The sequence below is a fragment of the Kutzneria viridogrisea DSM 43870 genome (assembly GCF_000525635.1).
Classification (GTDB): domain Bacteria; phylum Actinomycetota; class Actinomycetes; order Mycobacteriales; family Pseudonocardiaceae; genus Kutzneria; species Kutzneria viridogrisea.
This window is the reverse complement of record NZ_CP007155.1, coordinates 6,603,255-6,615,373: the sequence shown is the minus strand read 5'-3', so window position 1 is coordinate 6,615,373 and position 12,119 is coordinate 6,603,255. Positions and strand designations below refer to the sequence as shown.

General features: G+C 73.2%; 10 protein-coding genes. 3 read left to right on the top strand and 7 right to left on the bottom strand.

All coding sequences use genetic code 11. The features are described 5' to 3' along the window. Positions 1-39 precede the first annotated feature (39 nt). Complete coding sequence (locus KALB_RS29200) at positions 40-1,461, top strand: FAD-dependent monooxygenase (protein ID WP_025359225.1); 1,422 nt, start codon at positions 40-42, stop codon at positions 1,459-1,461. A 4-nt stretch (positions 1,462-1,465) separates the two neighbouring features. Here KALB_RS29200 and KALB_RS29195 read toward each other — a convergent pair whose 3' ends face one another. From KALB_RS29195 to KALB_RS29180, 4 genes are read right to left on the bottom strand one after another with little or no spacing between them, the layout of a single operon-like run. Beyond that, on the bottom strand, positions 1,466-2,215 hold the full coding sequence (locus KALB_RS29195; protein WP_025359224.1) for an amino acid ABC transporter ATP-binding protein: 750 nt from the start codon (positions 2,213-2,215) through the stop codon (positions 1,466-1,468). Then, positions 2,212-3,045 (bottom strand): amino acid ABC transporter permease, encoded by an 834-nt coding sequence (locus tag KALB_RS29190; protein WP_030109096.1) that lies wholly within the window; start codon positions 3,043-3,045, stop codon positions 2,212-2,214. Before KALB_RS29190 ends, KALB_RS29195 begins: the two co-directional genes overlap by 4 nt. After that, positions 3,042-3,911 carry an ABC transporter substrate-binding protein gene (locus KALB_RS29185; protein WP_025359222.1) on the bottom strand — a complete coding sequence of 290 codons (870 nt, stop codon included), beginning with the start codon at positions 3,909-3,911 and terminating at the stop codon, positions 3,042-3,044. Before KALB_RS29185 ends, KALB_RS29190 begins: the two co-directional genes overlap by 4 nt. Beyond that, a complete protein-coding gene (locus tag KALB_RS29180) occupies positions 3,908-4,828 on the bottom strand; it encodes an EamA family transporter (RefSeq protein WP_025359221.1) in 921 nt (306 codons plus the stop codon). The genes KALB_RS29185 and KALB_RS29180 overlap by 4 nt, the downstream gene beginning before the upstream one ends. Positions 4,829-4,868: 40 nt before the next feature. On the opposite strand from KALB_RS29180, the gene KALB_RS29175 reads away from it, so the two are divergent. Continuing rightward, positions 4,869-5,387: a MarR family winged helix-turn-helix transcriptional regulator gene (locus KALB_RS29175; RefSeq protein ID WP_030109098.1), complete on the top strand. Its 519-nt coding sequence runs from the start codon at positions 4,869-4,871 to the stop codon at positions 5,385-5,387. Here the strand turns inward: KALB_RS29175 and KALB_RS49970 are convergent. The 3 genes from KALB_RS49970 to KALB_RS29160 are packed head-to-tail and all read right to left on the bottom strand — an operon-like array spanning position 5,370 to position 10,578. Next, positions 5,370-9,242, bottom strand: coding sequence for a CHAT domain-containing protein (locus tag KALB_RS49970; RefSeq protein WP_025359219.1), 3,873 nt, complete (start codon positions 9,240-9,242; stop codon positions 5,370-5,372). The genes KALB_RS29175 and KALB_RS49970 overlap by 18 nt on opposite strands. Further along, the gene (locus KALB_RS29165) at positions 9,239-10,174 is read right to left on the bottom strand and encodes a hypothetical protein (protein ID WP_025359218.1); all 936 of its coding nucleotides are present in this window, start codon (positions 10,172-10,174) and stop codon (positions 9,239-9,241) included. Before KALB_RS29165 ends, KALB_RS49970 begins: the two co-directional genes overlap by 4 nt. Then, positions 10,171-10,578 carry a zinc ribbon domain-containing protein gene (locus tag KALB_RS29160; protein ID WP_025359217.1) on the bottom strand — a complete coding sequence of 136 codons (408 nt, stop codon included), beginning with the start codon at positions 10,576-10,578 and terminating at the stop codon, positions 10,171-10,173. The genes KALB_RS29165 and KALB_RS29160 overlap by 4 nt, the downstream gene beginning before the upstream one ends. A 126-nt stretch (positions 10,579-10,704) precedes the next feature. On the opposite strand from KALB_RS29160, the gene KALB_RS29155 reads away from it, so the two are divergent. Then, positions 10,705-12,117, top strand: a complete 1,413-nt coding sequence (locus tag KALB_RS29155) for a phosphatidylinositol-specific phospholipase C domain-containing protein (RefSeq protein ID WP_025359216.1) — start codon at positions 10,705-10,707, stop codon at positions 12,115-12,117. Positions 12,118-12,119: the final 2 nt, after the last annotated feature.

Here is a 12,119-nt window from a genome sequence, read left to right as displayed (position 1 = left end):
CGCGAAAGCCACCTTCCGGTAAGGAGAGGGGAGAGTCGGGTGGACGTGGTGGTTGCCGGGGCGGGGCCCACGGGGCTCGTGGTGGCGATCGAGTTGGCCAGGCGCGGGGTGGGCGTGCGGGTGGTGGACCGGGCCGCGGAGTTCGCGGCCAACTCGCGCAGCGACTCGTTGCGGCCCCGCACGCTGGAGGTGTTCGAGGACCTCGGGGTGCTCGACGCGGTGCTCGCGGCGGGCAGCCACAAGTATCCGATGCGCGTGCATCACAACGGTGTGCCGGTGGCGGAGCGGTCCACCTCCCGGCGGCAGGAGCCCACTCCCGACCGGCCCTACCCGAACATGTGGCTGCTCGGCCAGGCGCGGACCGAGCAGGTGCTGCGGGACCGGCTCGCCGAGTTCGGGGTGCGCGTGGAACTGGACTGCGCCGTGACCGGCGTGGAGCAGGACGAGCACGGGGTTTCGATACAACTGCATCACAACGAGACGGTGCGGGCGGCCTACCTGGTCGCGGCCGACGGGGGCAAGAGCTTCGTGCGCCGCGCACTGGGCGTGGCCTTCGAGGGCTGCACCGACGAGTCAACCCGGATGATGATCTGCGACGTGCTGGTGGACGGGCTGGACCGGAACTGCTCGCACTGGTTCGCCCGCGCCGAGGCCCCCGGGGTCGGGCTCGCGCTGGTGCCGGTGTCCGGGCAGCCGCAGTTCCAGGTCCGCGCCGCGCTCGACGCCGACCGGGAACCGGGCACGCTGGCGGAACTGCAGGCCCTGCTGGACCGGTTCTGCGACGGGCACCGGGTGCGGCTGCGCGAGCTGACCTGGTCCACCGTGCTGCGCTCGAACCTCCGTGTGGCGCAACGCTTCCGCGTGGGACGCGTGCTGCTCGCCGGCGACGCGGCGCACGTGCACCCGCCCACCGGCAGCCAGGGTCTCAACACCGGGGTGCAGGACGCGCACAACCTCGGCTGGAAGCTCGCCGCCGCCGTGTCGGGCGCACCCGAGGCCGAGCTGCTGCTGGACAGCTACGAGCAGGAGCGGCGCGCGGTAGCCCTGCGCGTCCACGCCATGATCACCGACCTGATGCGCAGCTATACCGGGCGGACCGCGCACCCCGCCCCGCTGGAGGTCAGCTACCGGGACAGCCCGCTGTCGGTGGACGAGCGCCCCGCACCCAGCGGCCTGCGTGCTGGTGACCGCGCCCCCGACGCACCCCTGCTCGGCCCGGACGGGCGGCCCACCCGGCTGTTCGAGCTCTTCCGCGGGCCGCACGCCACGCTGCTGGCCTTCGGCGAGGTCGCGGCCGACCGCCCGCACTGGCCCGGTGAGCTGCGCGCCCACCACATCGCGCCAGCCGGGACCCCGGGCGAGTTCGTCGACACCGCAGGGCACGCGTTCGCCGCCTACGGGGTCGCACCCGGCACGCAGGTGCTCGTCCGCCCGGACGGTCACATCGGCCGGGTGCGCTGACCGCTCACAGCCGTCCGGCCTGGATCACCCGCCGCAGGAACTGCCAGGTCCGGTCGTGCTCCGGGTCGACCAGCACCCGCTCCGGCGGCCCGGACTCCACCAGCACCCCGCCGTCCAGGAAGCACACCCGGTCGGCCACCTGCCTGGCGAAGCCCATCTCGTGCGTGGCCATCAGGATCGTCGTGCCCTGCTCGGCCAGTTCCCGCACCAGCGCCAGCACCTCGCCGACCAGCTCCGGGTCCAACGCGCTGGTGATCTCGTCCAACAGCAGCAGCCGGGGCTCGTAGGCCAGCGCGCGCACGATCGCCACCCGCTGCTGCTGCCCGCCGGAGAGCCGGTCGGGGTAGGAGCCCGCCCGGTCGGCCAGCCCGACCCTGGCCAGCAGGGCCCGCCCGCGCTCCTCGGCCTCCGCCCGGCCCAGCCCGTGCACCACGCGCGGGGCCAGGGTCACGTTGTCCAGCACCGACAGGTGCGGGAACAGGTTGTAGGACTGGAAGACCACGCCCATCCGGCGGCGGGCCAGGTCCGGGTCCACCCTCGGATCGGAGACGTCCTGCCCGTCGAGCAGGATCTGCCCGTCGTCGATCTCCTCCAACAGGTTGACGCAGCGCAGCAGCGTGGACTTGCCCGAGCCGGAGGCGCCGATCAGCACCACGATCTCGTGCTCGCCGACCGCCACGTCCACCCCGTCGAGCACCCGGCGCTCGCCGTAGTCCTTGACCAGGCCCCGAACCTGGAGCACTTGCTCACTCATCCACTGCCCTCCCTGCGCGCCAGCCTGCGGCCCGCCGCGTCCGCCAGCCGTGCGCAGGGCACCGCCAGCAGCACGAACAGCAGACCGGCCACCACGTACGGCGTGAAGTCGTAGAACCGCGCGGTCGCGATCTGCGCCGCGCGCACCGCGTCCACCGCGCCCAGCACCGAGATCAGCCCGCAATCCTTCTGTAGGGCCACGAAGTCGTTGAGCAGCGGGGGCAGCACCCGGCGGACCGCCTGCGGCACCACCACGATGCGCATCGTCTGCGCGTGGGTCAGCCCGATCGAGCGGGCCGCCGCCCGCTGCGAGGGGTGCACCGAGTCGATGCCAGCGCGGAACACCTCGGCCACGTAGGCGGAGTAGATCAGCACCAGCGCGATGCCGCCGAGCAGCACCGGGTCGTTGGGCACCCCGGACAGTCGCAGGCCGGGCAGCCCGAAGCCGACCAGGTACAGGCAGATGATCAGCGGCAGGCCGCGGAACAGGTCCACGTAGCCGGTGGCCAGCGCGCGCACCGGGAACCACACCGGCCCGCGCAGGGTGCGCAGCGCGGCGATGCCCAGGCCCAGCACCAGGATCAGCAGTTCGCAGACCACCAGCACGCGCAGGTTCAGCCACAGCCCGTCCAGGATCGCGGGCAGCGCGGACACCGCCGTGTCCAGGTCCAGGAACGAGGACCGCACGGTGGACCAGCCGGGCGCGGAGGTGACCGCGAACCAGGCGACCACGGCGAAGACCACAGTGGACAGCAGGGCGACCGCGGTGGACCGCCTGGTGCGGGATCGCTTGTACGCCAGGCGATCCCGCTGCAACTGGCTGACCGTCACTTCAACACCGGGGCGTTGGCGTTGGTGGACAGCCACTGCGTGGTCAGCTTGCCGAGCGTGCCCTCCGAACGCAGCGCCTCGACCGCGGCGGACACGCAGCCGGTCAGCGGGCTGCCCTTGTCCAGCACCGCGCCGAACTGCTCGGCCCTGCCCGTGCCGGGCAGTTGCCCGACGATCACCGCGTCCTTGACCTCACCGGCCCCGGTGATCTCGAAGGCGGTGGGCAGGTCCACCACCAGCGCCTGCACCTGCCCTGCGGACAGCGCCTGCTTGGCGTCGTCGTTGTTGTTGAAGACGGCCACCTGGCCCTGCACCTGCTGGGCCGCGTCGTAGCTGGTGGTGCCGACCTGTGCGCCGAGCTTCACCCCGTGCAGGTCAGCCAGCGAGTGGGCGTTCGCGGCCGGCGAGGACTTCACCGCGACCACCGCCTGGGCCACCTCGTAGTACGGGGCCGAGAAGTCCACGGCCTTGCGGCGCTCCTCGGTGATCGAGAACTCGTTCAGGTCCACGTCGTAGGGCTTGGGACCGGGCTGGATCGCCGCGGTGAACGGCACCCGCGCCCAGCTGACCTGCCCCTGCTGGTAGCCGAGCCTGCCGGCGATCGCGTAGGCCAGCGCCGACTCGAAGCCCTTGCCGTTGCTGGGGTCGTCCTCGGTGAACCAGGGCGCGTAGACCGGCTGGTCGGTGCCGAAGGTGAGCGTGCCCGCCTTGAGCGTGCGCAGCTGCGCCGGGGTGCAGTCGCCCTGGCCCGCGGTGTGCGCCCCGGTGGTCGGTGCCGCCTGGTCGACCGGGGCGCAGGCGGCGGCGAGCAGCCCGGCGGTCAGCACGGCCGTCACCGCGAGGACTGGTCGGTGCGCAGTGGTCATGGCCGCATCCTGCACGAAGGCCCGTCGGGGCAGTAGCCGGGGGAGCCGGTTCCCACCGATCGGGACGTCGCACGCCGCCTGCTCTGGCCCAACAGGACACCGACCAGCACCAGTCCCAGCCCGAGCAGTTGCTGGACGGTGAGCCGCTCACCGGCGATCGCGGTGCCGACGAGCACACCGGCCACCGGGTTGAGCAGGCCGATCAGGCCGACCGTGCCCGCGCTGAGGTGCCGCAGCCCGGTGAACCAGGCGGCGAAGGCCACGGCGGTGCCGATGACCGAGACGTAGCCGAAACCCAGCAGCGCCTTGGTGTCCAGGGCGGGCGGCGTGCCCTCCACCAGCAAGGCGGCCGGCAGCAGCACGAGCCCGCCCGCGATGAGCTGCCAGGCGGTGCTGGCCAGCACGGGCACGTCGGTGGTCCACTTCTTGGCGAGCACGTAGCCCACCGAGGACATGGTCATGGCGGCCACCGAGGCGAGCACGCCCAGTGGCTCGACCCGGCCCACCCCGGTGGCCAGCAGCACGTACACGCCGAGTACCCCGACGGCGACCCCGGCCAGGGCCTGTGGGCGTGGGCGTTCGGCCAGCAGCAGCCAGGCCAGCAGCATCATGACCGCGGGGGAGCTGGCCATCACCGTTGCGGCCACGCTGGTCGGCAGCAGCTGGGCGGCCAGGTAGACCAGGGCGAAGAACGCGCCCATGTTGAGCGCGCCCAGCACCAGTGAGCGCCACCACCAGCTGCCGCGCGGTAACCGTCGGCACACCGCGAGCAGGACCAGCCCGGCCGGGAGCGCGCGCAGCACCGCCCCGTAGAGCGGGTGGTCCGCGGGCAGGGCGTGCCGCGTGACGAAGTAGGTGGTGCCCCAGGCGATCGGCGCGAGGGCCGCGAGCAGCGACCACCTCCAGGTAGCTTCCATGGAAGTTAATATAACTTCCCAGGAAGGTACTATGTCGAGCATGACCGAACAGCTCGACCGGGTCGCGCGCATCCAGCGGGAGTGGGCCCGCGAACGACCCGACCTGGACGTGAGCCCGCAGGGCGTGATCGGCAGGCTGCACCGGGTGGCGGGCCTGCTCACCGAGCGGCTGTGCGAGGTGTACGCCCAGCACGGGCTCAGCGAGGGTGAGTTCGACGTGCTGGCCGCACTGCGCCGTGCGGGCGAGCCCTACGAGCGGGCCCCCGGCGAGCTCGCGGCGTTCACGATGGTCACCACGGGCGGCATCACCAAGCGCATCGACCGGCTGGAGCGGGCCGGGCTGGTCACCCGTCGGGTGAGCGAGCACGACGGCCGCGGCCGGGTCGTGGCCCTCACCGAGCGCGGCCGGGCGGTGTTCGACGCGGCGTTCACCGAGCACATCGCCAACGAGCACACTCTGCTCGAAGCCCTGTCCTCGCGGCAGGCCACGCAGTTGGAGTCCCTGCTGACCGCCTGGCTGCACGAACTGGAACCACCGGTGTCAGGGGCCGTGGTGTAGGAAGCCCGCCCACATGGAGGGCTCGTCGGGGTGGTCGCGCCGGAGCCGGTGTGCGGCGCGGTGCAGGGCCTCGGCGGGACCGGTCGGCGGTGTGCCGTCCAGGGACCGGTACACCTCGGCGGCCAGCTCGCAGCGGTCCTGGATGGGCCACAGGGTGCCGATCACGTCCCGGTACCCGGCCAGGTGCAGTGCCGAGGCCAGGCTGATCGACTCGTCGAGCAGCTGTGCGGAGGCGGCGGTCTCGCAGGCGGACAGGAACGCGAACTCGGCGTGCGCCAGGTCCTGCCCGGCGATCTCCGCCACGGTCAGCGGTCGGTCGTGCAGCGCCAGCGCACTGCGCGAGGGGTCCCCGGTGTCCTGCCAGGCGTGGCAGGCGATGTGCAGCCACGGGTGGCCCGCCAGCTCGGCGAGCACGCGGTCCGCCGTGGCCGCCTCGCCCAGCAGGGTGCTGCCCCCCCGCTCGACCAGCGCCACCTCCTCGGCGACGTTGCGCAGCGGCGGCGTGCCCGCCACGCCGACGACGAGCCTGCGCCTGTCCTGTGTGGACGGTCGATTCCTGGCCCGCAGCAAGGTGGTCAGGGTCGTGGTGTAGGAGGACACCACCTGGTCCGCGGCGGCGTGCAACGGCAGCAGGGCGAACGGCCCCACCGGGCACCACCACAGGCGGCCCGCGTCCGGCAGCGCGCGCAGGACCGGCTCGACAACGTTGTCGGCCAACCAGTCCAGCACCTCCAGCAGGGTCTCCTGGGCCGTCACGTAACCGCCGAAGCCTTTGCCGAGCGGCAAGTTCAGCACCCGGATCGCCTGCTCGGCGGTCTGCGCCAGGGTGATCTCCAGCGGCACCACCCGCACCTCGTGCTCGGCGGTGACGATCAGCGCGTCACACCGCTCCCGGCTGGCGGTCAGCAGCACGACGGGACCCCGCGCCGCGGCCAGCCTCAGCTCGGCGAAACCCTTGCGGCGCGCGAACCCCGCGAACCCCGGCAGGGCGCGGATCCGCGCGACGAGCTCCTGTTCCCGGTGTGCCAGCTCGGAAAGGTCGGCCTCGGCCGCGGCGCGCAGGTCGGCGCGCACCCGCTCCAGTTCCCCGGCCAGCTCCGGCCACTGCTCCCGCAGTTGCGCCACCGAACCGTATGCGGGATCGCCGCGGGTCTCCAAGGCCTGCGACCACAACACCGCCCGCCCGTGCTCCAGCAGTTCCACCGCGGTCTCCGGGCGGCCCGCCGACAGCGCGACCGCCGCCGCCTCACTGGCCAGCCCGGTGTTGTCCTGCAAGTAATCCTGCTGGTCCTGGCGGGCCAGGCCCGGCCACGCCACCAGCGACAACAGGTCCACGGCCTGCGCGTAGCCGCTGACCGCCTCCTCCCAGCGGGCGGTCCGCACCGCCAGCGCCCCGCCGCACCGCGCGGAGTGCAGGCGCAGCCAGCTCGGCACCCGGGGATTGCCCGCGACCTCGCGGAACGCCTCGTGCGCCGCCGTGGCGTCACCGGGCTCGTCCCTGGCCCGCAACAGCTCCGCGAGGTGCACGCGCAGCAACGGTTCGGTCGTCTCGGTGGACCTGGCCATGCCCTCGGTCACGGCCGCGATGGCCTCGTGCAGGTCGCCGCGGTCACCGACCAGTTCGTGGCGCAGCTTCAGCGCGGTGGCCAGGTTGATCCGCACCCCGGCGTGCCGGTCCGGCCGCGGGTCGGTGACCGCCAGCAGTTCGCGCAGCACGGGCACGGCCTCGTCCAGGTCCGCGACCTGGCGGCTCAGCGAGGCGCGGACCGCCAGCGCCGACCCCAGCCCGAGGCGCGCGTTCTCCAGGGTGCGGTGGGAGGCCTGGAAGTCCAGTGCCATGCGGTAGGCACGCACCGCCTCGTCCAGCAGCGGTACCTGCCGGATGCGCTGGCCCTGCTCGGACAGCGCCAGCGCCAGGCTGACCCAGGTGTTGGGCCGCTCCGGGTCGTCCAACTCCATGCCCAGCAAGGCCGACTGGAAGCACCGCACCGCCTCGGCGCCCTCCATGCTGCTGCCGCGCTGCCGTGCCCTGGTGGCGAGCGCGGACCCCAGCACGATGCGCGCGTCCCGGTGCGCCGTGCCCTCGGGTGGCAGCAGTTCCAGCGCCTGGCGCAGCAGCTGCACGGCGCGGGTCGAGTCGGCGAACTCCCCGAAGTGCGCATGTCGTTGCCAGTAGGCGGTTCCCCTGCGCAGCAGCAGCGCGCCCCTGGCCGAGGGGTCGGCCGGCGAGAGCTCGTCGAGGTGCTCGAACTCGCGGACCGCGTCCTGGATGTCCACCGACAGGCCCATGCGCTGGTAGCGCTCCAGCAGCGCACCGGCCAGCCCGTTCACGGCGTCGAACCAGTCCATGGATTCCACTGTGGACAGTTCCTTCGCCCTGGCGAAGAACTCGATCGACTCGTCCAGATCGGACTCGTTCGACCCCGCGAGGTACCTGGAGTGCAGGGCCGTACCGAGCCCGACCGAGGCCTTGTAGCGGAAGTTGACCGCCAGCCCGGGGGAGCGCAGTGCCCTGCGCAGCGAGGAGATCGCGCTGTCCAGGTCGGCCTCGGCACCGGTCTCGGCGAAGCGGTACCGCAGGGTCTCGCCCAGGTCCACCTCGACCTCCGCGGTGCCGCCGCGGACCATCGCCGCGGTGAGCAGTTCCACCGCCTCGCCCAGGTCCGTGCCGGGTCCCCCGCCGCGCAGGGCACGCGTGCGCAGCGTGACTCCGAGCGCACTGAGGGCGTTCATGCTGTCCGGCAACAACTGCACGACCGCGCGCAGCAGGGTGATGGCCTCGTCCAGCTCCTGCGCGCCCTCCTCGAGCTGGTCGGAGCTGGCCGTCAACGCGGTCGCCAGCTCCATCAGGTCCACGGCCAGCGCCTCGGGCTCCTGGACCCGGCGCTCGGCGAGGACCTCGGCGGGCAGCGCGGCGCGCATCGCACCGACCCATTCGTCCACAACGGACTCATCGGCCTCGCTCGCCCAGCGCTGCCCGAGCAGCCTGCCAAGCATCCCGCTGAACTGAGGGAAACTGGGATTGTCCCGCGGCATCAACGCTACGGCCGCACGCGCGGCGAGCACCGCCGCGGACACGTCCTCGGGCTGACCGGTGAGCCGGGCGCGCGCCTCCAGGGTGGCGGCGAGGTCGGCCAGCGCGGGGAGCCGGTCGCCGGGCGAGGTCAGTTCCGCCAGCGCGGAGCGGAGTTCGGTCTCCGCACTGTCCAACCAGGACGGTTCCCGCTCCTCCCCGTACGCCAGGAACAGCGCCCGGCCCAGGCTCGCGTGCAGCACCGGGCGCACCGGTGCCGTAGGTGGCAGCTCCGACAGCGCCCGCCACAGCACGGCGATCGCCTCCTGCAACTCCGCCCGGTCCCCGCTGAGCTGGTAAAGGTCCACCAGCGACCCGCCCAGGCTGCCCAGCGCCAGACCGTGGTCCTCGGCCCCCACCGAGACCTCCACCGCCTGCCGCAACCGGGTCAGCGCGCAGCGGATCACCGTGGCGTTGAACGGATCGGCGGCCAGCAGCTGACTCGCCTCGGCGACCAGGTGCTGGTGACCGCGCTGCTCGGGGCTGATCTGCGCCAGCAGCCCGAGCAGGGCCTCGGCCAGCTCGAGCTCCTCCTCGCCCAGGGCCCACCCGACCTGCTGCGCCGCCTGCCTTCTGCACCGCAGGAACATGGCTACCCGGTGCACGCCCGACAGCACCACCTGGCGCCCGGCGGGGGTGTCCCGCACCGACAGCGCCAGCAGCCGCTCGGCCTCGTCCCAGCCCGGCTTGCCCAGCACCAGCCCCGGGTCCCCGCCACCGACGTACCCGTCGATCAGCTCGCTGACGGCCCGCAGCGCGGTGGCCAGGTAGTCGGTGGTCACTTCGGCTCGGGGTGCTCGTAGGTCAGCGGCAGCGAGCGATCACCTGGGGCCTGCCGCCACAGGGTGCACAGCACCTCGTTCGCCTCGCGCTCGGCGTCCTGGTCGGCGGGCATCGGCAGCCGCAGCCTGCGCAGCAGCTCGAACCGGTTCAGGTCGAAGGCCGTCTGCACCGCCTCCCCGTACGCCACGGCCTCGTGCACGGCACCCCGGTAGGCGATGCGCGCGATCACCAGCGGGGCCAGCGCCAGCAGCAGCCACCACCCCGACCCGGCGAGCAGGGCCCCGGCGGCCACCCCCGCCACGACCGCCGTCACCGACAGCCGCACCATGCCGTCCAGCGCGTTGCGCCGGTCGTCGACCACCGAGCGGGTCGTCTCGTCCAGCACCAGGTAGAGCCTCGGCCAGGCCACCACCCCGTCCAGCCCGTACTCCCGGCCGGCCCGCGACTCGGCCGCCGCCAGCGCGTTGCCCAGCGCCGTGGGCAGCAGCGGTGCGCCGCCCACCGGGAACAGCCTGCGCAACACCGTGCCCGCCTGGCCCGCGCGCTGCACGGCGGCGTGGTCGGCGGCCTCGGGCAGTTCGGCGGCGCGGGCCAGCCTGCGCCGCCGCCCGGTCTGCCGCCAGGTGCCGTACCGCCTTGGCAGCGCGGCCCAGCGCGGCCAGTAGCCCTCCAGCAGGCGCACCATCGGCAGCTGAAGGGGCTGCACCAGCACAGCCAGCACGACCAGCCCCAGCGCGCCGAGCACGAGCTGGCCCAGGTTCAGCCCGGCGATCGCCTGCCACGCGTCGGCGAACCGCAGCGGGCCGGGCGCCCCGGCGAAGGCCAGCAGCAGCAGGAAGGCGCAGGCCGCGATCGTCGGCACGCAGCCGACCACGAGGAAGCGCAGGCCGAACACCTCCCGCGCCGTGCGCAGGGCCGCGTCCACGCTCACCGCACGCGCTCCATCGACCCGTGCCCCTCGGGGCACCGCGGCGGCGAGTCGTCCAGGAACAGCAACCGCACCTCCGCGGGACAGCTCGGGCAGCGGAACCGCAGCAGCACGTACCCCGTGGACCGGCCAGGCAGGGTCGCGCCGTCCCCGTCACCAGCCGAGCGCGTGCCCTCCTCGACCCGTGCGGCCAGCTCCAGCAGCCGGTCCCGCGTGACGGTGCCGATGACCTGGCCGTCCACCGCCAGCGCCACCCGGTCCAGCCCCGGCTCCGCGCGGAACAGGTCCAGCAGCCGCTCGGCGACCACTCCGCCGGCCGCCTCGGAGGTCACGGCCACGCGGACCGGATCTCCGGCTGGAACGTCCTTGTCCAGCAGCGATCCGTAGCGGCGCAGCGGGTCGACCATGGTCACACTCTAGTGCCGCCCGCCGCGGTCTGTACCGCCTTCTGATCAGCTACCGCCGAGGCTGGTGCTGCCCGAACCCGCGCGTTAGGCTCGCCGCGCACGAACTGACTGCCTGGGGGCACAGGAATGCACCGTGTGGTGAGCGGGCTGCTCGCGTTGGCCCTGACGACGTCCGGCGCCGCGGCCGCGGCCACCCCGGTGGAGGTCACGCCCTTCGCCTCTGCGGTCTTCCGCGCGACGCACAACAGCTATTCGGGCAACGTGGACGGCACCAAGGGGTCCATCACCCAGCAGCTCGACGCCGGGGTGCGCTTCATCGAGCTGGACATCTACACCAGCGATTTCGGCACCCTGCACGACTACGCGATCGGCCACTCCGGGCCCGGTGACGCCGTGGACCACGCGGGCAACCCGGCCTCCAACGCGCTGCGCGACTGGCTGCGGGTGATCAACGACTGGTCCGCGGCGCACCCCTCGCACGCCCCGCTGACGGTCATGCTGGACCTGAAGAACGACCTGACCAGCGCGGGCTCGCCCGCCGATGGCAACGCCACGGCCCTCAACCAGGAGCTGCGCGCGGTCTTCGGGTCCAGGCTGCTGCTGGCCAAGGACAACGCCGCGTTGCCGACCGTCGAGTCCGCGCGCGGCCGGGTGCTGGCCCTGCTGTCCGGGGACCGGACCTCGCGCCTGGGCTACCGGCACGACTCGGGCCGGCACCCGGCCGTCGCGATCAACAGCCACGGCCAGGTCGTGGAGGTGCACGACTCCGGCGGCGGGGACCTGTGGCTGTGGACGGGCACCTACGGGTCCGACGGCCGGATCACCTGGAACCGACACGAAAGGTACGACACCGGCACCACGCCCGCCGTCGCGCTCAACGACCAGGGCCTGCTCGTGGAGGTGCACAAGTCCGAGACCGCTGACACCCTCTGGTACCACGTGGGCCGCCTCGGTGCCGACGGCGCGATCACCTGGTCCGCCAGCAGGAAGTACGACAGCGGGGTGCAGCCCACCGTCCGGTTCACCAGCCCCGGCGGCAGCGCGCTGCGCGAGGTGCACCGCAGCCAGTCGGGCAGCCAGAACTGGGAGTGGAAGGGCGCGCTGGACGCCGGTGCCCTGTCGGTGTCCTGGACCGGCAACGCCCGGACCTCCGACGCCCTGCCCGCCACCAACGTCTCGGCCAGCGGCTCGGCCAAGGTCACCGTGTCCACCGGCTCGGACGGCGCCTCACCCGCCGACACCCTGCGCGCCAGCACCGACCGGGCCGCCGCCGAGAACATCCGCTACGAGCAGCTGGCCTTCGTCGAGTACCAGCCTGACGATGGCACCGAGTTGCAGCGCACCGCCCTGTTCTACGGGGCGCCCTCCAGCAACACCTCGTTCATCACCGAGGCGCGCAAGGCGGGCCACGTGGTGCGCGGCTGGGACTTCGACGACCCGGGCCGCGCGACCACCCCGCTGGCCAACTATCCGGCCACCAACCACCCGGACGCCGCCTGGTACGTCAAGCTGATGGCCGACGCGCACGCCGTGCGGTAGGC

Excerpts from the sequence above, each read along its gene's own strand:
- KALB_RS29195 (WP_025359224.1), bottom strand. The coding sequence starts at position 2,215 with ATGAGTGAGCAAGTGCTCCAGGTTCGGGGCCTGGTCAAGGACTACGGC.
- KALB_RS29185 (WP_025359222.1), bottom strand. The coding sequence starts at position 3,911 with ATGACCACTGCGCACCGACCAGTCCTCGCGGTGACGGCCGTGCTGACC.
- KALB_RS29180 (WP_025359221.1), bottom strand. The coding sequence starts at position 4,828 with ATGGAAGCTACCTGGAGGTGGTCGCTGCTCGCGGCCCTCGCGCCGATC.
- KALB_RS29175 (WP_030109098.1), top strand. The coding sequence starts at position 4,869 with ATGACCGAACAGCTCGACCGGGTCGCGCGCATCCAGCGGGAGTGGGCC.
- KALB_RS29160 (WP_025359217.1), bottom strand. The coding sequence starts at position 10,578 with ATGGTCGACCCGCTGCGCCGCTACGGATCGCTGCTGGACAAGGACGTT.
- KALB_RS29155 (WP_025359216.1), top strand. The coding sequence starts at position 10,705 with ATGCACCGTGTGGTGAGCGGGCTGCTCGCGTTGGCCCTGACGACGTCC.